The organism is Hymenobacter metallilatus, from assembly GCF_003944705.1.
Lineage (GTDB): Bacteria > Bacteroidota > Bacteroidia > Cytophagales > Hymenobacteraceae > Hymenobacter > Hymenobacter metallilatus.
In genome coordinates, this window is the sequence record NZ_RWIS01000007.1 from 167,577 (window position 1) to 190,215 (window position 22,639).

General features: G+C 62.4%; 13 protein-coding genes and 1 other RNA gene. All 14 read left to right on the forward strand.

Annotated features, from left to right (window positions below):
- Positions 1-409: 409 nt before the first annotated feature.
- Positions 410-3,292: a tail fiber domain-containing protein gene (locus EI290_RS12145; protein WP_125430460.1), complete on the forward strand. Its 2,883-nt coding sequence runs from the start codon at positions 410-412 to the stop codon at positions 3,290-3,292.
- Positions 3,293-3,537: 245 nt separating this feature from the next.
- Positions 3,538-5,538: a beta strand repeat-containing protein gene (locus EI290_RS12150; protein ID WP_125430463.1), complete on the forward strand. Its 2,001-nt coding sequence runs from the start codon at positions 3,538-3,540 to the stop codon at positions 5,536-5,538.
- A gap of 131 nt (positions 5,539-5,669) precedes the next feature.
- On the forward strand, positions 5,670-7,118 hold the full coding sequence (locus EI290_RS12155; protein ID WP_125430466.1) for a fibronectin type III domain-containing protein: 1,449 nt from the start codon (positions 5,670-5,672) through the stop codon (positions 7,116-7,118).
- Between the two features lie 423 nt (positions 7,119-7,541).
- Entirely contained in the window at positions 7,542-9,722 is a 2,181-nt protein-coding gene (locus tag EI290_RS12160; RefSeq protein ID WP_125430469.1) for a prolyl oligopeptidase family serine peptidase, read from the forward strand.
- Positions 9,723-9,988: 266 nt separating this feature from the next.
- Positions 9,989-10,359, forward strand: a transfer-messenger RNA (tmRNA) gene (gene ssrA, locus EI290_RS12165).
- A 177-nt stretch (positions 10,360-10,536) separates the two neighbouring features.
- Positions 10,537-11,889 (forward strand): sigma-54-dependent transcriptional regulator, encoded by a 1,353-nt coding sequence (locus EI290_RS12170; protein WP_125430472.1) that lies wholly within the window; start codon positions 10,537-10,539, stop codon positions 11,887-11,889.
- 432 nt (positions 11,890-12,321) lie between these two features.
- Positions 12,322-12,675 carry a DUF7674 family protein gene (locus EI290_RS12175; protein ID WP_125430474.1) on the forward strand — a complete coding sequence of 118 codons (354 nt, stop codon included), beginning with the start codon at positions 12,322-12,324 and terminating at the stop codon, positions 12,673-12,675.
- Between the two features lie 135 nt (positions 12,676-12,810).
- A complete protein-coding gene (kdpF, locus tag EI290_RS23030; protein WP_125422174.1) occupies positions 12,811-12,888 on the forward strand; it encodes a K(+)-transporting ATPase subunit F in 78 nt (25 codons plus the stop codon).
- A gap of 130 nt (positions 12,889-13,018) precedes the next feature.
- Positions 13,019-14,719: a potassium-transporting ATPase subunit KdpA gene (kdpA, locus tag EI290_RS12185; protein ID WP_125430477.1), complete on the forward strand. Its 1,701-nt coding sequence runs from the start codon at positions 13,019-13,021 to the stop codon at positions 14,717-14,719.
- Between the two features lie 89 nt (positions 14,720-14,808).
- Positions 14,809-16,857, forward strand: coding sequence for a potassium-transporting ATPase subunit KdpB (gene kdpB / locus EI290_RS12190; protein WP_125430480.1), 2,049 nt, complete (start codon positions 14,809-14,811; stop codon positions 16,855-16,857).
- Positions 16,858-17,055: 198 nt separating this feature from the next.
- Complete coding sequence (gene kdpC / locus EI290_RS12195) at positions 17,056-17,616, forward strand: potassium-transporting ATPase subunit KdpC (protein WP_125430482.1); 561 nt, start codon at positions 17,056-17,058, stop codon at positions 17,614-17,616.
- Between the two features lie 167 nt (positions 17,617-17,783).
- Positions 17,784-19,220 carry an outer membrane beta-barrel protein gene (locus tag EI290_RS12200; RefSeq protein WP_125430485.1) on the forward strand — a complete coding sequence of 479 codons (1,437 nt, stop codon included), beginning with the start codon at positions 17,784-17,786 and terminating at the stop codon, positions 19,218-19,220.
- Positions 19,221-19,302: 82 nt separating this feature from the next.
- Positions 19,303-20,418 (forward strand): porin, encoded by a 1,116-nt coding sequence (locus EI290_RS12205; RefSeq protein WP_185816973.1) that lies wholly within the window; start codon positions 19,303-19,305, stop codon positions 20,416-20,418.
- A gap of 164 nt (positions 20,419-20,582) precedes the next feature.
- The gene (locus EI290_RS12210; protein WP_125430491.1) at positions 20,583-22,520 is read left to right on the forward strand and encodes a KUP/HAK/KT family potassium transporter; all 1,938 of its coding nucleotides are present in this window, start codon (positions 20,583-20,585) and stop codon (positions 22,518-22,520) included.
- Positions 22,521-22,639: the final 119 nt, after the last annotated feature.

The following is a 22,639-nucleotide window of genomic DNA, read 5'->3' on the forward strand; positions in this document are numbered from 1 at the left end:
CGTTTACCAATTTTTTTTGTTGTTCACCCCGGATAGGAAGAAGGGTTGGGTCGAAGTAAGCAGTTTTGGCTATGGAACCAATTGCCAGCCAACTACCGCCCCTCAGACGCCATGCCGCACCCGATGCGCTTCTCTGGCTAAGCCACGACCGGAACTACGCTGCCGCCTGAGTTTACTCGTCAGCCAGGTACAGGTAGGAGTGGTACACCCCGGTAGCTCTGCCCGGCGGCACCCTTGGTAAAAGTGGGCTGCTCCCGCAGATACGCCTGAACTCATACGTGGCAGCCGTGCCCAAGCCTGCGTCACCTCGCATACTTATGTGATTGTGCGGTGTGAAAATTAGTTGAATTATTGCAGGAAAATTTTTGACTTAAAAAATGCCTCATCCACCTTTCTTCTTTCCTCACCTATGAATCAATCCTTACGTATAGTTTGGGTGCTGGTATTACTACTAGCTGGTGTGGCAGCCCAGGCCCAGGTTGGAGTGGGCACTACCTCGCCCGATGCCTCGGCGGCCCTGCACATCAGTTCTCCTAACAAAGGGGTGTTATTTCCTCAGGTAAGCCTGACCTCCCTCTCCGATGCGGTTGCGGTTCCCAGCCCGGCCCCCAGCCTGCTGGTTTACAATACCAACGCCAGCCTCAGTGGCGGGGTGGGCTTTTATTATAACAGTGGCACTGCGGCAGCGCCCACTTGGACGCGCCTTAATACGGGCTCGGCCCCGACTGGAGCGAGCTGGAGCCTCACCGGCAACGCCGCCACCGACCCCACCACCAATTACCTGGGCACCACCGACCGGCAGCCGCTGGTGCTGCGCACGGAGGGCACCGAAAAGGCGCGGCTGGGTCTGAATGGGGCGTGGTGGCTGGGAGCTGCCCCCGTTGGCGACCCAACCTACCCCGATAATAACCTGCTGGTGGGCTACCAGGCGGGCAATGTACTGCCTGCCGGGGCCTTCAACAACCAGATGATAGGCTACCAGGCCGGTCTGAAGGCAACGGGTAACTTCAACCAGTTTATGGGGTTTCAGGCTGGGTACAATACGACCACCGGCGGCAATAACTACATCAGTGGAATGCGGGCCGGCTTTGCCAACACCACCGGTCAGCAAAACTTTTTTGAAGGCAAATTCGCGGGGCAGGCCAACACCACCGGCAGCAACAACCATTTTGCAGGCTATCTGGCCGGTTACGCCAACACCACCGCCGACGCTAACCATTTTGAGGGAAACCAGGCCGGCTACGCCAACACCACCGGCGAGGAAAACCACTTTAGCGGCTACCGGGCGGGGCGGGCCAATACCACCGGCTACCGCAACCTGTTTGTGGGCTACCGGGCCGGCATGGTGAACACCACCGGTCGGGGCAACATCTTCCTGGGGGCCAATGCCGGCCGCCGCAACGTGAACGGCGACGGTAACGTGGCCATCGGGCACGGGGCGCTGTCGTTCAGCGTGGATGCCTACGCCAACGTGCTAGTAGGAGACTCAGCCGGCAACAAGCTCACCGACGACTCCAACGTGCTCATTGGCTACGAGTCGGGTCTGAATGCCACCACCGCCAGCGGCAATGTAGGGGTAGGCCGCGCCACTGGCCGCAGCCTCACCACCGGCGACGAAAACGTGCTGATTGGGCAGCAGGCCGGCGCCTCCGTAACTACCGCCTCGGGCAATACCCTGGTAGGCTACCAGGCCGGCAACGACAACACGGCGACCGGCGTGACGATAATCGGGGCCAATGCCGGTGTAAATAATACGACCGGGGCGGGTAACGTGTTTATGGGCTACTTCAGCGGCAACGATAACACCACCGGCAGCTACAATACTTTTTTGGGCTACGAAGCCGGCCTGACCAACGTCTCGGCTGCCGACAACACCTACGTGGGCTATCAGGCCGGCCGGCAGACGGTAGTGGGCGTGCATAACACCTTTGTGGGCAGCGGCAGTGGCCTGGGCAGCGGGGCCAATGGCAACTCCCAGGACAATACAGCTCTGGGCTACCACGCCGGCCGGGCCCTCGATTTTGCCTTCAGCAACACCTTTGTGGGCAGCGAGGCCGGGCCCGTAACGACTACTGGCGGCTACAACGCTTTTTTGGGCAGCAAGGCCGGCTGGAAAAACACCACCGGTGGGGCCAATACCTTTCTGGGCAGTGGAGCCGGCCTCTACAATACCACCGGGGCCCGCAACGTGCTGGTAGGCAGTACCGCCGGCCGCAACGCCCAAACCAACAGCGACAATACCATGGTAGGCAACAACGCCGGCTACAGCACTCTGGCCGACGACAACACCTTTCTGGGAAGCACCGCCGGCCTCGATAACACCAGCGGCACGGCTAACGTGTACGTGGGTTCTCAGGCCGGCCGCGGCGCTACCGGTCAGTACAACGCCATAGTGGGCTTCGATGCCGGTTCAGGTTCCAACTCCAACGGCAGCAGCGGCAGCACCGCCGCCAGCAACGTAACGCTGATGGGGTACCAGGCCGGCCAGCGTAACACCGCCAACGGCCTCACAGCTCTGGGCTATCAGGCCGGTCAGATTAACCGAGGTGTTAACAACACGTTCGTGGGCGCCGATGCTGGAGGTACTACTACCACCGGCACCGACAACACCTTTGTGGGGGCCGCCTCAGGAGGCAGCAATTTTACTGGCAGCCGCATTACGGCCATTGGCAGCGGCGCCGGCACGGCCGCCGGGCAGCCGGGTCTTACCAACTGCACCTTTCTGGGCTATGGGGCCCAATCGGCCTACAACAACATTATGGTGTTTGGTAATGATGAAGTGAAATACTGGATTTTTGGTCGTCAGACGCCGGGCGCCGGGGTACTAACGGTGGGCACCGGTGGTACTCAGCCCACGGCCGGCAATGGGGCCTACCTCAGCACCGGCGGCGCTTGGACCAATGCCTCCGACGTAAACCTGAAGGAGAACATTCAGGCCGTGGATGGGGCTCAGCTGCTGGGTCTGATCCGGCAGCTGCCCATCACGCGTTGGCAGTACAAGCGCACCGAGGGCGAAACCCATATCGGCCCCATGGCTCAGGATTTCTACCGCCTCTTCCACCTGGGCGTAAACGAAACCAGTGTCAGCTCCATTGACCCGGCCGGGGTGGCGCTGGTGGGCGTGCAGGAACTGGCCCGGCAGAACGACGCGCTACGCCAGGATAACGAGCAGCTACGCCGGCAGCTGCAAGCCGTGCAAAGTCAGCAAGCCGGCACCGAAACCCGCCTGGCTGCCCTGGAGCAAGCCCTGCGCCCGGCTCCGGCTGCGCCCATGGCCCAGGCGGCTCGCTAGGCGGCTACCGTTTTTCACTCACCTCATTGCCGCCCGGGTGTACCCCGCCCCAACCTTCTGGCAGTGGTTGCTGGCCCAAAAGCTGTCCGCGCCCCCCTGCCGTCTCGCCCGGCGCTACCCTGCTGCCTTTTGCCTAGTGGCAGGACATGCGCATGGGGACTTGTTGAACACGGCCAGAAACCTGCCACAAGAGCACCGGGCGTAGGTCTTGCTGATACCACGCCATCTGCCTTTTCACTCTAGCTATGAAACAACTTTTCCAAACCCTGCTCCTGTTGCTGCTGATTTCGGCAGTGGCAGCGCGGGCTCAGGTGGGCGTGGGCACCACCACCCCTGATGCTAAAGCCGCCCTCGACATCCAGGCCACCGATAAGGGCCTGCTGATTCCGCGCCTCACGGCCGCCCAGCGTACGGCCCTCAGCAGTCCGCCCCAGGGCCTGATGGTATACCAAACCGATGGCACAGCCTCGGGCGGAGCGCAGACCGGCTTCTGGTACTATGCCGGCTCGCCTGCAGCCTGGGTATTTCTGAACCCTGTGCCCAGTGGAGGCGGCCTCACGCTGCCCTACAGCGGCACGGCCAGTACGGCCGGCAATGCGTTTCAAGTGAGCAACAACGGCTCGGGCATAGCCGTGCAAGGGCAGACTGGCACCGGTCAGGGTATATATGGCTTGGCCCTGACGACGGGTACCGGTGTGTTCGGAGATAATCTGGGCACTGGTACCGGCGTGTTGGGCCGGGCCGCCGCCGGCCCTGGGGTACTGGCCAGCTCCACCAGCGGCCCGGCTCTCATTGCCAGCAAAATAAGCGCGCAAACGGGCCGGGTAGCCGAATTCAGCAGCACACCCACCACCAACGACTCCACGGCCGTGCACATCAGTACTGCCGGCGACCGGCCTGCCCTGCGGGCCGTGAGTACAGCTAGTTCGGCCCAGGCGGCTATCCGGGGCGTGAAGCAAGCCGGCACCGATGGTATCGGGGTAGAAGGTGTAGTAACGAACGGGGGCGGCAACGCAGCTGGGGTGCTGGGTCAGGATAAAAGCGGCACCGGTACTGGCAGCGGCGTCATTGGTCTTACGGCCGGGGGCTATGGGGTACGTGGTATTGCCTCGGCCAGTGGCGGCTACGGCGTAAGCGGCTCGGCTACCAGTTCCTACGGCGTAATTGGCAGCAGCCAGACCGGCAGTGGCGTGTACGGCAGCAGCGGCAGTGGCTACGGGGTGCAAGCCCAGGCGGCTGCTACGGCCGCAGTGTTTGGCTCGGCCAGCCCCAACGTGGCCACCAGCGGCGCGGTAGTAGGCACCAACACCAATTCCGGCGGCAATGCCACCGGTGTGCTGGGCCTCACGCAGAATGGCTGGGGGGTACGCGGCGTGGCTTCGGCCAGTAGCGGCTACGGGGTGGAGGGTGTGGGCACGGCCGGCTACGGTGTGCGGGGCATTTCTACCACCGGCACGGGCGTGTACGGCCTCACGTCGGCCGACGGCAGCGAGGCGGGAGTGGAAGGCCGGAGTTCCAACAGCTCGGGCGTGGGCGTGCGCGGCATCAGCAGCAGTGGCTCCGGCGTGCGGGGCGAAGCTTCTGGCAGCAACGGCTACGGCGTATTCGGCTCGGCCGCGGCCACCAACGGCATCGGCGTGTACGGCTCGGCTACGGGGGCGGCTTCGGCCGTGTACGGGGTAGCCAGCGGCACGGGCCGGGCCGGCTACTTCAACCAGAACAGTAGCAGCGGCACGGCCAACGCGCTGGAAGTGCAAAATAGCAGCCTGGGCCGTACAGCCTTCTTTAACCAAAGCAACAGCAGCAATTCAGCAGCGGCGGTGGAAATAAACCAGAGTGGCACCGGCCCGGCCCTGAATGTGCGCGGAGGAGCAATACGTACCAACGAAATCAATACCCCTGCTACCAACACGTACAACATGCTGCCGGTGGCATATGGAAAAATAGATGCAGATGGTACCATCATAACGGGGTCAGGCAACTTCTCCGTTGCACACACTGCTAACACGGGTACTTACATCATTACCCTAACCTCTAGCAACTTGTCGTCCACCAGTATGAACGACCTAGTAAGCGTGGTGAGCCTGAGCAGTTCATTATCCTCAGCCAGATGCACCATCAGCACCCGTAACGGTACCAGTATCAATAATAACATCGCCGCTTTCGCAGTGGATGTTCGGAATGCCAACAGTGGTAGCCCAATCGTGCCCGAGGAGCGCTTCTCATTTCTGCTTTTCAAGCCCTAAGCGCAATAAAGTATGTCTGAACCCATGAGCAGCCGAAGCATAGGTGAGCAGTAGCCCTGCCAGCCAAGCCTGCTGAATGAGTTTGACAAGTTTATCCTACTTCTCTTCCGTCGAGTTCCAGTTTTCCTGCCATGAAAAATAGGTACGCTTTACTTCCTGTTCTGGCCTTGCTGCCCCTGGCCACCCAGGCCCAGCTGGCCATTCCGGCCGGCAGCACGCTTTCGGTGAGCAGCGGCGGCACCGTGGCCGTAGTTGGCAACGTGCAAAACGCCGGCACCCTCAGCAACCTGGGTACCGTGCAGCTCACCGGCAGCCTCAGCAGTTCCGGTAGTATTAGCGGTGCTACGGGCCTACTCAAGCTCACCGGCACAACCACTCAACCGTTGAACGTGAGCAGTTTGCTGCCTTCCCTGGAAATTCTGAACCCGCTGGGGGCAGTGCTGGATGGCCCGCTACAGGTGCGGCAGCTGCTGCTCAGCGGCGGCCCGCTACGGCTGGGGGCCCACACGCTCATAAGCACCGTGGGGGGCACTATTACGGGTATTGATGCCTCCGCCGGACGCTTCTTGATTACCGACGGAACGGGCATGATGCAACGGAGCGTGGGCACGGCGGCCACCCTGTTCCCGGTGGGCGTCAGCGCCACCCGCTACGCTCCGGCCACGCTCACCCGCTCCAGCGGCCAGGACCTCTACGCGCTGCGGGCCGCACCCGGAGCCCTCAGCGGCGGCAGCAACGGTACCCCGCTCACCCAGGATGCCGTGGCCCTGCACTGGGAGCTGACCCCGCCCGACGCCGTGCCCTTTACCCTGAGCGTACAGTGGAACCAGGCCGACGAGCTGAGTGGCTTCAACCGCAACCAGTCGGCGCTGGGGCGCTGGACTGGCAGCAGCTACGGGCCCACTGAAGTATTCGGCAACGCCGGGGGCTCGGGTAGTGGGCCCTATTCGCGCACCGTGAGCGGGCTTACCGCTGCCGGTCCCTACGTGGTGCTCGACCAGCAGGCCCCGCTGCCCGTGGAGCTGACCCGCTTCGAAGCCCGCCGCCCAACCGGCCAGGCGCGGGTGCTGCTGAGCTGGGCCACGGCCTCCGAGCTGCACAACGCCGGTTTCGAGGTGCAGCGCCAGGACGCAGGCCAGACCACGTTCCGCCGGGTAGGCTTCGTGGCCGGGCGCGGCACCACCAGCACCGCCACCGAGTATACCTTCTCCGACCCCAACGACTTCCGGGGCCTGAGCTACTACCGCCTCCGCCAGCTCGACCAGGACGGCACCGAAACCTTTACGGAGGTGCGCACCGTGAGCGGCCTGGGCAGCGGCAGCGCGTTCAGTCTGGCCGCCTACCCCAACCCCGTCGCGCCCCAGGCCACGCTCACGCTGGAAGCCGCCGGCCCCGTCCCCACCGGCCTCCAACTGGCTTTCTACGCCGCCGATGGCCGCTTGGTACGCCAGCTCCACTGGCCTGCCGCCGCCGCGCAGGTGAAGCTGCCCACGCCGGGGCTGCCGCAAGGCACCTACTGGCTGCGCTACCACGCCCCCGACGGCACCAAAGGCACGCTGCCGCTGGTGGTAGGGGAGTAGTGTTTGTCATGAGGGGAATAAGCCCGTCATGCTGAGCGAAGGCGCAGCCGGAGTCGAAGCATCTCTACCGCTGACTAATTCTTGACGCATGAACGACTGTAGAGACGCGACACTTCGCGTCTCCCGCCAGAACGACCGGCACTGTTCAGGTTAAACAACGTCAGCACGCGCCGAGACGCGAAGTGTCGCGTCTCTACACCGCCGGAGCCGTCTTACTCCCCCTCTCCCCCTGGAGAGGGGGCCGGGGGGGGAGGCGCAACGAAGCGGTAGAGATGCTTCGACTCCGGCTGCGCCTTCGCTCAGCATGACGGTCCTCAAAATCCCTTGAACATCACATGATTATGTAGTTGCGTGGCTGAGCCGCCCTCCGGTACTTGACTTGAATTTCTGCCTGTAATTTTTGTATTCTAATCCTTTCATCGTATGAAAACACCGTTGCTTACCGCTGGCCTGCTACTCCTGACGACAGTTGGGGCGCTGGCCCAGCCGTCGGTATCCGCTGCGCCCTCTGTGCCAGCCTCCGATACTTACTTCGGCACCAAGGTCGACGACCCCTACCGCAATCTGGAAAATCTACAGGACCCCGCCGTGGCTTCCTGGATGAAAGCCCAGAGCGAGTACGCCCGCCGCACCCTCGACGCCATTCCGGGCCGGCAGGGCTTGATTGATAAAATGGTAGCCATGGACCAGCGCAAAGCCGCCCGTGTATCGGACCTGCGCGTGGCCGACAACGACCGGTATTTCTACTACAAGTCGCGGCCCCAGGACCAGCAGCCCAAGCTTTACTACCGCGACGGGTACAAGGGCCAGGAAGTGCTGCTCTTCGATCCCGAGACGTACGAGAAAGGTAAGGTGTTCAACATCAACGGCTTTTCGCCCACCAACGACGGCTCCAAGGTGTCGTTTGGGGTAAGTGAGAAGGGCACCGAGCTGGGCCGCACGCTCATTATGGACGTGAAAACCCGCAAGCTCTACCCCGAGCAGATTCAGCTGAACCGGGGTGGCGGCGAGTGGCTGCCCGACAATCAGACCCTCGTGTACCTGCCCTACAACAACGGCGACCTGAAAGACATGGCCGCCCGCCAGAACACCCAGTGCCGCCTGCACCGCCTGGGCACGCCCGTAGCCCAGGATAAAGTGGTGTTTTCCAGCCAGCTCTACCCCAAGCTCGGCATCAAGCCCTCCGACTACCCCTATGCCGGCATCGACCGGGACACCAAGCTGGCCTACGGCTTTCTGTACACCGTGGAGCGCTACCTGAATATCTTCTACGCCCCGGCCGCCACCTTCGGCCAGCCCAATATGCCCTGGCAGCCCCTGTTTCGCTCCGCTGATGAAGTCACCAACTTCGTGACCGACGAGCAGAACATCTACTTCGTGACCTCCCGGAACACGCCCCGCCAGAAGCTCATGCGCATGTCCGCCGCCCGACCCGACTTGGCCGCGGCCGAAGTTCTGGTGCCCGAAAGCGCCGACGAATCCATCAACGACGAACAGCTGAAAGCTACCAAGGACGGCGTGTATTTCGTGCGTACCCGCAACGGCGTGCAGGCCCGGCTCTACTTCCTGCCGCGTGGCACCAAAACCGTACAGGAGCTGAAGCTGCCCCAGGCCGCCGGCCGCATCGAGCTGACCAACAAAAACGCGCAGTCCTCGGACCTGTGGGTGACGCTGGGCGGCTGGACTATGGACCGCAAGCGGTACCGCTTCAACCCGGCCACCAAGCAGTTTGCGCTGGAACCGTTGTCGTCGGAGGCGCAGTACCCGGAGTTTGCCGATCTGGTAGTGGAGGAGCTGATGGTGCCCTCGCACGACGGCGTGCAAGTGCCGCTGTCCATCGTGTATAAGAAAGGCCTGAAGCGCGACGGGCAGGCTCCGACGCTGATGGTGGGGTATGGAGCCTATTCGCGGGCTATGGAGCCCACGTTTATGCCGCCGTTCCTGCTGTGGGCGGCCCAGGGTGGCATTCTGGCCGTGCCGCACGTGCGCGGTGGCGGCGAGCTGGGTGAGGACTGGCACAAGGCCGGGCAGAAAACCACCAAGCCCAACACCTGGAAAGACCTGATTGCCTGCGCCGACTACCTCGCCAAAAACAGCTACACCGCGCCCGGCAAAATTGCCATCAACGGCGGCAGCGCCGGCGGCATCCTCATCGGGAGGGCCATGACGGAGCGGCCCGACTTATTCGCAGTAGCCATTCCGGAAGTAGGCTGCCTGAATGCCGTACGCATGGAAAACTCGCCCAACGGCCCCGTCAACATCCCCGAGTTCGGCACCATGGCCAAGGAGGATGAGGCCAAGGCCTTGCTGGAAATGGATGCCTACCACCACCTCAAGCCCGGTACCCAGTACCCTGCCACGCTCGTCACGGCCGGCTTCAACGATCCGCGCGTAATTGCCTGGCAGCCGGCCAAGTTTGCCGCCCGTCTGCAAGCCAGCAACGCCGGCTCCAAGCCCGTCCTGTTCTTCACCGACTACGACGCTGGCCACGGCATGGGCGACTCCCGCCTCAAGCAGTTTGAAGCCATTGCCGACCTGATGGCCTTTGGACTCTGGCAGACCGGCACCTCCGGCTTCCAGCCCGCCACGGCGGCCGTGAAGTAGCCGCCCGACATGCAGAGGCGCAGCCGAAGCATCTCGCGTGCGGATGTTGAAATGCTATTCAGGCGTCAGTACGCGAGATGCTTCGGCTCTGCTTGATTTGCAGAATGCTCTGCATGACGGATTGCTCATCCAACCATTCGCCCGGATCTTTTCCTGGTGGTCAAAAGGCGAAACCGGAACATTTTCGGCGGTTAGCAACGTTTTCTGGCTGATGTGCGTACATTCGCACCCCGCTACCTCGGTGGCGGGTTTGTTCTTTCTCAATTGGGGCCGACCGGAATTGACAGCTTGTGCATGTCGCGAGTAAGCGTGTCGGGAGTTGGATGAATCTCCCGTAAAAAAAGCCGTCCAAACAATAACTGGCGAGTATAGCTACGCCATGGCTGCCTAGTCTAGGTACTAAGCACTGTCATCGTCCCGCACCCGTCTTCCTGCTCACGGGTGAGTTCGGGGCGTCGTAAGAGTTAGGATAGTCTGTGTGGCGCTGCGACGCGCAGGCGAAACTCAAGTAGATAAGGGGAAATCAAGGGCCTGATGTGCGCCTGGTTTCCTTCGAAAATTCAAGCATAGATACACACGTAGAAAGCTCGACGCCTTCCTTGTCTGGACCAGGGTTCGAATCCCTGCGGCTCCACTTTGTTGCAGAAGTGAGAGGATAGAAATAAGAGCTTAGACTTCTGTTTCTTTTCCCCGGCTTCTGAGCTATTGAAACCCGATTTAGCCCTGCTGAATCGGGTTTTTTTGTGAACTAGCATAGCTGTCATTCCGTGCGTTGGTCCTACCAGCCGCCGGTTCAGCCCAAGCCACCCCGCCCATGCCCACCGGAACCCTGCTGCTCATCGACGACGAAACCAGCCTGCGCCAGATGCTGGCCCGGGTGCTGGAACTGGAAGACTACACCGTGCTGCAGGCTCCCGACGCCCGCCGCGGCCTGGAGCTGCTGCGCCAGCACCAGGACGAGGTATTGGTAGTGCTCAGCGACGTGAAGCTACCCGACGGCTACGGCCTCGACCTGCTGCCGCGCTACAAGCAAGTGACTCCGCTGGCCGAAGTCATCCTGATGACGGCCTATGGCACCATCCCCGACGGGGTGCGGGCCATGAAGGAGGGCGCCTTTGACTACCTCACCAAGGGCGACTCCGACGACCAGCTGCTGGTGGTAGTCGAGCGCGCCGCCGACCGGGCCCGCCTGCAGCGCCGCGTGGCCGACTTGGAGAAGAAAGTAGGCGCCCAGTACAGCTTCGAGAGCATGATTGGCCGCTCCCGGGCGCTGCTGCAGGCCCGCAAGCTGGCTGAACGTGCGGCCCCCACCGACAGCACCGTGCTGCTGGAAGGCCCCACCGGCGCGGGCAAGGAGCTGTTTGCCCAGGCGATTCACCAGGCCAGTCCGCGCCGCGGCAAGCCGTTTGTGGCCGTCAACTGCTCGGCTTTCCCCAAGGATTTGCTGGAATCGGAGCTGTTTGGGTACCGCAAGGGCGCGTTTACGGGGGCGCTGACGGATAAAAAGGGGCTGCTGGAAGAAGCCAATGGCGGCACCCTGTTTCTGGACGAAATCGGGGAGCTGGAGCTGAACGTGCAGGCCAAGTTCCTCCGGGTGCTGGAAACCCAGCAGTTCACCAAGCTCGGCGACACCCGGTCCACCAGCGTGAACGTGCGTATCGTGGCCGCCACCAACCGCAACCTGCGCCAGGAAGCCGAAGCCGGCCACTTCCGCCCCGATTTGTACTACCGCTTGGCTGTATTCACGGTGCCGGTGCCCGGCCTCAACGAGCGGCGCGAGGATGTGCCCCTGCTGGCCGAGTACTTCCTGCAGTTCTTCGCCGGCAAGCTGCGCCGCCGCCTGCGCGGGCTGGAGCCCGAGGTGCTGGAGCAGCTGCGCCGCCACGACTGGCGGGGCAACGTGCGGGAGCTGAAAAACGTGCTGGAGCGCGCCGCCATCCTGGCCGACGGCGACACAGTAACCGTGGACGACCTGCCCGCCGACTTCCACTACCTGCCCGCCGCCCCCGGCACCGACGAAGCCTCCGACAATAGCCTCCGCACCCTGGAAAAACACCAGATTAGGCAGGTGCTTCACGACACCGGCGGCAACAAAATGGAAGCCGCCCGCCAGCTCGGCATCGGCACCAAAACGCTTTACCGCAAAATCCAGGAGTACGGTCTGTAGAGACGCAATAGTTGGAGTCTCTCCGTTGAACGATGCCGCCTACGCCCCAGGGCTGGAGCCCCTGGCTACGTAACGCCCGCCCGTCCTCACTCACTAGCCCAGGGCTTCAGCCCTTGGACACAAGCACTCTACCAAACCGGGTTATTCTGACCGCCACACCGGGTCAGAATGACCCGGTTTTTTTGTGCACGGAGCGTGAGGTAGGAGAGAAGTGAGAATATTTTGATCTGATAATCAGATTGATGTGGTGAAAATGGTGGGTGATGGCCGGATGTGGGCCCGGATTGGCAAGAAGCCGTCCGAGCCATTCGTCGATTCGGCAAACGGACCGAACCGGGGCCGGCGCTGAGTTGCCTGACAACCAGCCCAGCGCCATGCCCCGCCGACGCGGGCTCACGCACGGACCCGTTCCACTTCTTTTCATCTCGTCAGATGACTTCTTCTTCCGAAACCGCCACCCTGTTGCTGGAAAGCTTCCCCGAACTGGGGGCGGAACTGCAGGTGCCGGCCACGCGCCAGAGCCTGTACCGGCAGCTGAGCTGCTTTGCCACCTTCACCCGCGAAGCCGCCGAGGCCGGCCAACTGGCCCTGCTCAAGCGCTGCTTCGAGGTGGCCGACCGCCTGCTGCGCCAGGGCGACGCTTACCTGGCCCGCGCCATCGAAAATGTGTACCTGCACTGCCTGCACCTCGATGGCAGCACCTACGGCAACCAGCTGGCCCGCCAGCTCATGCCCAGCCGCCTCTACCAGACTTACAACTATCCGCACACCACCATGCTGCCCTAGGGCCGCTGCTTTTCTGCTTTGCCAATGGCTCCGCTCCTGATGATTCCCGTGCTCACGGCCGCCGGCCTGGCCGGTTTCTGGCTCTTCTACAAGTCCGTCGATTTCTTCGACCAGATCTAACCCCGTCGTGCCATGATGGTCACTCTGTTTTTCCTCTCCCTCGCCACGTTCGGCTACCTCTGCTACGTGCTGCTGCGCCCGGAGCGCTTCTAGTTGTCAGTTGCTGGTTGTCAGTTGCCAGGCGCTGGTTATCAAGCGGTTTATCCTGCCTGATAACGATAAAGTCGACAACTGACAACGAATAACTAGCAACTGACAACCAATAACTGACAACTCACCGAAAATGAACAACGAACTACTCAGCATCGGCGGAATATACCTCGTTACGCTGGTGCTGGCCCTGCCGCTGGGCGCGTATCTGGCCCGGGTGTTCCGGGGCGAAAAGAACCTGCTCGACTTCATGCGGCCCGTCGAGAATGGCATCTACCGGCTTTCGGGCATTGATGCCCGCCGCGAGATGACGTGGCAGCAGCACATGGTGGCGCTGCTCACCATCAACTTGGTGTGGTTCCTGCTGGCCATGCTGGTGCTGTGCACCCAGGGCAGCCTGCCGCTCAACCCCGACGGCAACCCCTCGATGTCGCCTGACTTGGCCTTCAACACGGCCATTTCCTTCCTGGTGAACTGCAACCTGCAGCACTACTCCGGCGAGTCGGGCCTGTCGTACCTCTCCCAGATTGTGGTGATTACCTTCCTGCAGTTCGTGAGTGCCGCTACCGGTATTGCGGCGGCCGTGGTGGTGTTCAACGCCCTGCAGACGCGTACCACCGAGAAGCTGGGCAACTTCTACGACTACTTCGTGAAGAGCCTCACCCGCCTGCTGCTGCCCGGTTCGCTGCTGATTGCCCTCATCCTGGCCTTCAACGGCACGCCCATGACGCTGCAGGGCAAGCAGGAACTGATTTCTTTGCAGGGCGATTCGGTGGCCGTGAGCCGCGGGCCGGTGGCCGCCATGGTGGCTATTAAGGAGCTGGGCACCAACGGGGGCGGTTTTTACGGCGCCAACTCGGCCCACCCCCTCGAAAACCCCAACTTTCTCACCAACGCCGTCGAGAACATTGCTTTGGTGATTATCCCCATTGCCATGGTGTTTGCGCTGGGCTTCTACCTGAAGCGCCGCAAGCTGGCCTACATGATTTTTGGGGTGATGACGGTGGGCTTCGTGGCCCTGCTGGCCCCCACGGTGTACTATGAGATGCACGGCAACCCCGCCATTGCCAAGCTCGGCGTCGACCAGGCACTGGGGGCCATGGAGGGCAAGGAAATCCGCCTCGGGGCCGCGGCTTCAGCCTACTGGAGCATCACCAACACCATCATCAGCTGCGGCTCGGTGAACTCCATGCACGATTCGTTTATGCCGATTTCGGGCATGAGCCAGATGCTGGGCATGATGACCAACGCCTTCTACGGCGGCTGCGGCGTGGGTTTGCTCAACTTCTTCGCCTACCTGATTATTGCCGTGTTCATTGCCGGCCTGATGGTGGGCCGCACGCCCGAGCTGCTGGGCAAGAAGATTGAGGCCCGTGAGATGAAAATTGCCGTCATCGTGACCTTGCTGCACCCGCTGCTGATTCTGGCGGGCACGGCCCTCACGGCTCACCTCTACGCCAGCAACCCCACCGAGTACAGCGGCTGGCTGGCCAACCCCGGCTACCACGGCTTCTCCGAGATGCTGTATGAGTTCACCTCCGCCTCGGCCAACAACGGCTCCGGCTTCGAGGGCCTCGGCGACAACACGCCCTGGTGGAACATCAGCACCGGCGTGGTACTGCTGCTGGCCCGCTTCCTGCCCATTGTGGGCCCGGTAGCCATTGCCGGCCTGCTAGCCCGCAAGAAGTACGTGCCCGAAAGTGCCGGCACCCTGCCCGCCGACACGGCCACCTTCGGGGTGATGGTGCTGGCCGTCATCGTCATCATTGCCGCCCTGGCCTTCTTCCCGGCCCTGGCCTTAGGGCCGCTGGCCGAGCATTTCTCGCTGTACTAATCTGCCTTAGAGCTTAGAGGTGAGAGCTGAGAACCTAGCTCTCGCCCATTGCCAAGCTCTCACTTCTAAGCTCTGAGTTCTAAAATCTCATGTCAACTAAATCTCAATCTCTCTTTCAACCCGCGCTGGTGTCGGAGGCCGTAAAACAGGCGTTCGTGAAGCTCGATCCGCGCATCATGTTCCGCAACCCGGTGATGTTCACCGTGGAAATCGGGACGGTGGTGATGCTGCTCGTGACGCTGGGGCTGCTGGTGAAGCCGGATGCCGCCCAGGGCTCGTTTGGCTACAACTTCACCGTGTTTGTGGTGCTGTTCCTGACGCTGCTGTTCGCCAACTTTGCCGAGGCCATTGCCGAGGCCCGCGGCAAGGCTCAGGCCGAAAGCCTGCGCAAAACCCGCGAGGAAACGCCCGCCCGCGTGCTCGACGCCAACGGCCAGGAGTCGTCGGTTTCTTCGTCGCAGCTCCAGAAAGACCAGATTTTCCTGGTGGAAGCCGGAGAAATCATCCCCACCGATGGGGAAATCATCGAGGGCCTGGCTACCATTGACGAGTCGGCCATTACGGGCGAGTCGGCCCCGGTGATTCGGGAGGCCGGCGGGGATAAGTCCAGCGTGACGGGCGGGACCAAGGTGCTGTCGGACCGCATTAAAGTGGTGGTGACGACGGCCCCCGGCGAGTCGTTCCTGGACAAGATGATTGCCTTGGTGGAAGGCGCTTCGCGGCAGAAAACGCCCAACGAAATTGCCCTCACCATTCTGCTGGCCGGGTTTACCCTGGTGTTCGTGCTGGTATGCGTGACGCTGGCCCCGTTTGCCGAGTACTCCAATACGCCCATTGCCATTTCGGCCTTCATTGCCCTGTTTGTGTGCCTGATTCCGACCACCATCGGCGGGCTGCTCTCGGCCATCGGCATTGCGGGTATGGACCGCGCCCTGCGCGCCAACGTCATCACCAAAAGCGGCAAAGCCGTGGAAACGGCCGGCGACATCGACGTACTGCTGCTCGACAAAACCGGTACCATCACCATCGGTAACCGCAAAGCCACCCACTTCTGGCCCGCCCCCGGCATCACGGAGGCCCAGATGGTAGAGGCCGCCACCCTGGCCTCACTCACCGACGAAACGCCCGAGGGCAAGAGCATCGTGGAGCTGGCCGGCGAAACCCGCCGCTCCGACGTGGCCGGCCTGCGCACCCGCCTGCAGGGGGCCGAGCTGATCAAGTTCACGGCCGAAACCCGTAGCTCGGGCGTGACGCTGCCCGACGGCACCCGCCTGCGCAAGGGCGCTTCCGATGCCATCCGGCAGCTGGCCGCCCGCGCCAACCAGCCCTTCCCCCAGGAAACCACCCAGCGCGTGGAAGCCATTGCCAGCAACGGCGGCACCCCGCTGGTGGTCAGCCAGAACGACCAGGTGCTGGGCGTGGTGGAGCTGCAGGACATCATCAAGCCCGGCATTCAGGAGCGGTTTGAGCGCCTGCGCAAAATGGGCATCAAAACGGTGATGGTAACCGGCGACAACCCCCTCACTGCCCGGTTTATTGCCGAAAAAGCCGGCGTGGATGACTTCATTGCCGAGGCCAAGCCCGAGGACAAGATGACCTACATCCGCCGCGAGCAGCAGCAGGGCAAGCTGGTAGCCATGATGGGCGACGGCACCAACGACGCCCCCGCCCTGGCCCAGGCCGACGTGGGAGTGGCCATGAACTCAGGCACCCAGGCCGCCAAGGAGGCCGGCAATATGGTGGACCTTGACAACGACCCCACTAAGCTCATCGAGGTAGTCGAAATCGGGAAGCAGCTGCTGATGACGCGCGGCACGCTCACCACGTTTTCGATTGCCAACGACGTGGCCAAGTACTTTGCCATTGTGCCCGCGCTGTTCATGGTGGCCATTCCGGCCCTGGGCGCGCTCAACATCATGGGCCTGAAGTCGCCGCAGTCGGCCATCCTATCGGCCGTGATTTTCAACGCCATCATCATTCCGGCGCTGGTGCCGCTGGCCCTGCGCGGGGTAGCCTACAAGCCCATCGGGGCCTCGGCGCTGCTGCGCCGCAACCTGCTGGTATATGGCCTAGGCGGCGTCATCGTCCCCTTCATCGGCATCAAGGTCATTGACCTGCTGGTGGGGGTGTTTTTGTAAGTAATCAGCACGAAAACTCCCCTCCTTGGAAAGGAGGGGACGCCGTGCCGAAGGCGCGGCTGGGGTGGTTGACCCGCGTGCTGATGTTGTTTACCGGAACGACCCAATTCCGAATCGTTCAACGAATCAACCACCCCTAACCCCTCCTTTCCAAGGAGGGGAACTAGCTCTAGACTTAGCTTTTTAGCTCCCTTTTCCATGAAACAAAACCTTCTTCCCGCATTCCGCCTGACCCTTGTGCTGCTGGTGGTGTGCTGCCTGATTTACCCCGCTTTGGTGTGGGCCGGCGCTCAGCTGGCCCCGGCCGGCGGGCAGGGCGAAACCATCCGCCACAAGGGCCGCGTGGTGGGATACGACAACGTGGGCCAGAACTTCACCCGGCCCGAGTACTTCCAGGGCCGCCCCTCGGCCGTGGACTACAACGCCGCGGGCTCGGCCGGCTCCAACAAAGGCCCCAGCAACCCCGATTACCTCGCCACCGTGCAGGCCCGCCTCGATACGTTCCTCATTCAGAACCCCGGCGTAACCAAGGCCCAGGTGCCCGCTGAGCTGCTCACCGCCAGCGGCTCCGGCCTCGACCCGCACCTCTCGCCGGCCGCCGCCGCCGTGCAGGTGGCTCGCGTAGCCAAAGCCCGCAACCTGGAAGTGGCCAAAGTGCAGGCCCTGATAGCCCGGCACACCCAGCACAGCCTGCTCGGCCCCGACCGGGTGAACGTGCTGCGCCTGAACGTGACCCTCGACGCCCTGCAGAACCGCTAACTGCTGCCTATGCCTGCTACTGCCCGTTTTCGGCTGCGGCGGCACCGCCACCCGGTGTGCCCCTTTCGACCCGGCTACACGCTCCTACTACTGGGGTGCTCTGGCTGCTGATTGCGCTGTCGGCGTAGGCGGCCAATTCGCTGATTTTTTCCTCCTCTTCACCACCCATGAAACACCTTTCTTTTTCCGCCGCCCTCAAAAAACAGCTGGCTGCTTTGCTGCTGGCTACCGGCGCGGCCACCCCTTTGCTGGCCCAAACCACCGAAACCACCCCGGGCGCGGTGAAATCCGCCACTGATACCATTACCGTAGCCAGCCCGGCCAAAGTGCCCTTCGACGGCATGGACCTGACCTGGGTGAACGGCCAGAACCGTCAGTCGACGTTTCCGCTGCAATTAAAAGACGCCAACGGCGAAACCGTGCTGACCGGCGTGGCCCTGCTCGACGGCCACTACAACTATAACTTCGCCCGGCCCATCGACCACACCCAGACCATTTCGGCGGTGTCGGGGCGGGCCAACGAGTTTTCCCTGGCCCTGGCCTCCGTCGGCCTGGAATCGAACTATAAGAACATCATCGGGCGCTTGTGGCTGCAAACCGGCTCGATGGCTCACGTGGTGCAGGAAACCGACGGCTCGGTGCTGCGGGGCCGCAACACGGGCACCGGCAACCTGAAGTTCATTCGGGAAGCCGCCGCCGGCTACCACTTCAACAAGGCTTACGGCCTGAACGTGGAGCTGGGCATTTTCATGAGCTACATCGGGCTGGAAAGCTACGTGATGCAGGAAAACTGGAGCTACCAGCGTAGCCTGGTCTGCGACTTCACGCCCTTCTACTTCCAGGGGGCGCGGGTGCAGTTTTTTCCCACCAAAAACTTCAAAACCGAGCTGTGGGTGATGAACGGCTGGCAGACGTACAACACGTTCAACCGCCGCCCCGCCTTCGGCAACTCCAACTACTACCGCCCCTCCGAGAACCTCCAGCTGGTAGCCAACTTCTACTACGGCAACGACTCGCGGCCCGGCCTCGACTCTACGGCCGTGGGCATTGCCAGCTACCCCAAAGTCAACCGCTTCCACCACGACAACAGCATCGTGGCCCGTTACTACCACAAGCCCAAAAACCAGCTGCGCGGCATCACGCAGGCGGCGTTCAGCCTGAACACGCACTACGGCTTCCAGAGCGGCGACGGGCTGAAGGCTGCTGACAACTACATGTTCGGCAGCTCGCTGGCCAACCGTTTGTGGTTCGCCAAGAACAAGGCCGCCTTTACGCTGCGGGCCGGTTTCGTGAAAAACCCTTCGCGCTACCTCAGCTTCTCGCCGGCCGTGGTGGGCGGCAACGGCTCCAACGCCTTCCTCGATACGCCCGCCAGCAAGCTCACGGCCAAGGAAATTACCGGCACCTTCGACCTGATGCCCTCCGACTTCGTGACCTTTCGCCTGGAGTACCTGCACCGCTCAGCCAACGTGCCCTACTTCGCCGGCCGTGGCGGCACCACCTCGCCCTCCGGCTACATCGACCAGCCCATTCCCGCCAACTGGCAGCCCGACCTGCGCAAAACCGAAAACCGCATTATCGGCTCGGTGAACTTCCGGCTGTAGTACCCAGCCCCACCCCTCTCCTCCGGGAGAGGGGTGGGGCTGGGGTTCCGCCTGCTTTCCTGTAGGTTTGCCCGCTATGAAAATGACCCTATTCTCTGTGCTGGCCTTAGGGGGGCTGCTGAGTGGCGCTCCGGCGCTGGCCCAGCAGGCGGCCCTGCCCGCCGATACGGCCCGCGCCGCTGCTTCTCCGGCCCCCGATACCGACCCTAAGCCCGATTTTTTTGGGTACGTGGGCGTGTACTATGGCTATGATTTCAACAACCCCGCTTCACTCACCCGGCCGGGCTTTATCTATTCCGAGAATCTGCACAACCAGATTGCCGTGAACATTGCCCTGCTGGGTGCCCGCTACCAGAGCGAGCGGGTGCGGGGCACGTTTGCCATCCAGACGGGCACCTACCCCGATGCCAACTACGCCGCCGAGCCCCAGATTTTCAAGAACATCTACGAGGCCTGGGGTGGGGTGAAGCTGGCTCCGAACCTGTGGCTGGACGCCGGCATCTTTCTCTCGCACATCGGGCTGGAAGGCCCCATTTCCCGCGACGACCTCACGCTTACCCGCTCCATCATGGCCGACAACTCGCCCTACTACGAGGCGGGGGCCAAGCTCACCTTCGACAACGGCAAGAAGTGGCTGTTCTCGGGGCTGGTGCTCAACGGCTGGCAAACCATCCGCGACCGGAACCAGAACATGGCTCTGGGCACGCAGGTGCAGTTTCGGCCCTCCGAGAAGTGGCTGCTTAACTCCAGCACCTTCGTGGGCGAGGGCCGTAATGAGCCCGATTCGGTGGGCCGCCGCCTGCGCTACTTCCACGACTTCTATGTGACCGGCAACCTGAGCGAGAAGTGGAAGCTGGCCGCCGCCCTCGATGCTGGCTGGGAAGAAAAAGCCCAGGGCCGCGGCTACAACCACTGGCACGGCGGTGCCCTCATTGTGCGTCGTCGCCTGGGACACAAAACCGGCGTTGTCGGCCGCGCCGAGTACTACCACGACAGAGCCGGGGTGCTCACCAGCACCGCCGTGGGCGGCCTGCGCACCGGCGGCTACTCCCTGGGCTTCGACTACAACCCCGTCACGAGGGTAATTCTGCGCCTCGAGGGCAAGCAGTTCCGCGCCCCCGACGCGGTGTTTGTGCAGGACAAACAGTTGCAGCGCACCAACACCGCCCTGACGGGCCTGCTGGGGCTGACGTTTTAGGAGGCCAGATGATTGAATACGCCTGTCATCCTGAGCTTGCGCAAGACCTTATCACGCCGGAATGGCATAATTGAGTAGTAATCTAGACGTGACAAGGGCCTTCGCAAGCTCAGAATGACAAACATACATAACCGTATCCCTTCTTTTTCCGCATTCTTCATCGCATGTCAATTTCCTCTCCTCTGAGCCGCGCTACGCCCGCCGGTGTGCTCGTGGCCCTGGGCATCGTGTACGGCGACATTGGCACCTCGCCGCTGTACACGGTGCGGGGCGTATTCGCCGGCCGGCCCGTGACGGAGGACGTGGTGCTGGGCACCATTTCCTGCATTATCTGGACGCTCACGCTGCTTACCACCGTGAAGTACGTGCTAATTGCGCTACGGGCCGACAACCACGGCGAGGGGGGCATTCTGGCGTTGTATGCCCGGCTGCGGCGGTTGCCGGTTCGCTGGCTTTACGTGGTGGCCATTGTGGGGGCGGCGGCGCTGCTGGCCGACGGCATCATCACGCCGCCCATTTCGGTGGCCTCGGCCATTGAGGGGCTGCGCATGGTCTGGCCCGGCATCAATACGGTGCCCATCGTCATTGGCATTTTGGTGGTGCTGTTCGCGTTCCAGCAGTTCGGCACCCAGGTCATCGGCAAGCTGTTCGGGCCGGTGATGACGGTGTTTTTCTCGATGCTGGCCGTGTTGGGCGTCTACCATCTGCGCCAGGACCTGAGCATTCTGCGGGCCTTCAACCCCTACTACGCCGTGCACATGGTGACGCAGGTGCCGGGGGCGTTCTGGCTGCTGGGCTCCATTTTCCTGTGCAGCACCGGGGCCGAGGCCCTTTACGCCGACATGGGCCACGTCGGCCGCAAGAATATCTACGGCTCCTGGACCTTCGTGAAAATCTGCCTGCTGCTCAACTATCTGGGGCAGGGGGCCTGGCTGCTCCAGCACCAGGGCGCGGCCCTAGGCGAGCAAAACCTGTTTTTCCTACTGATTCCGCAGTGGGCGCTGCTGCCGGCCATCGGACTCTGCACGCTGGCTACCATCATTGCCTCCCAGGCCCTTATCTCGGGCTCATTCACGCTGGTTATCGAGGCTCTGCGCCTGCACTTCTGGCCCAAGGTGCGCGTCGATTACCCCACCGAGCTGCGCGGGCAGGCCTACGTGCCCTCGCTCAACTGGCTGCTGTGCGCGGGCTGCGTGGGCGTGGTGCTCTACTTCCGCGAATCGGGCAACATGGAAGCCGCCTTCGGCCTGGCCGTGACGGTGACCATGCTGATGACCACCGCTCTGCTGGCCTTTTACCTGCGTATGCGCCGCATCAACCCGCTCTGGATTGTGCTGCTGATTGGGACTTACGTGCTCATCGAGGGCTCGTATCTGGTGGCGAACCTGGCCAAATTCACTCATGGCGGCTGGCTGTCGGTGCTGCTGGGCGCTATTATTCTGCTGGTGATGCTGAGCTGGATTGGCGGGCAGCGCATCCGCAACGACCTCACCGAATTCACGCCCCTGGCCGACTACCTGCCGCTGCTTCAGGAGCTGAGCAACGACCAGTCGGTGCCCAAGTACGCTACGCACCTGGTGTACCTCACCAAGTCGGAAGACGCCCGGCAGGTGGAAAACGGCATCATCCACAGCATCTTCAAGAAGCGACCCAAGCGGGCCGACGTGTACTACCTCATCCATGTGCACACCACCGATGACCCGTACACCCGCCGCTACCACGTCACGCACGTACTGCCCAACGAGCTGGTGCGCATCGATTTCTACCTGGGCTTCCGCGTCGACCACGCCCTCAACTACATGTTCCGGCAGGTAGTCACGGAGCTGGTGCAGAACAAGGAAGTAGACATTACGAGCCGCTACGAGAGCCTGCGCGGCCAGGAAATGGCCGGCGACTTCCAGTTCGTCATCCTCAACAAAACTCTGCCCTACGAATACCTGCTGCGCGGCTGGCAGCGGCTGGCCCTGCGCCTGCACGCCTGGCTGAAACGCCTGGGAGCCTCCGAAACTGAAAGCTTCGGCCTCGACAACAGCTCCTTCGTGGTCGAAAACGTGCCCTTGCAGATGCCGCCCCGGCCGGAGCTGCACTTGCAGCGGGAGTAACCTCACCCCCTAGCCCCCTCTCCTTGGGGAGAGGGGGAACTAGCTTCTAGTTTCTAATCCTAAACTACCTAGTCCCCGCTTCAGACTTCTAGCACTAAAAAGCTAAAAGCTAGTTCCCC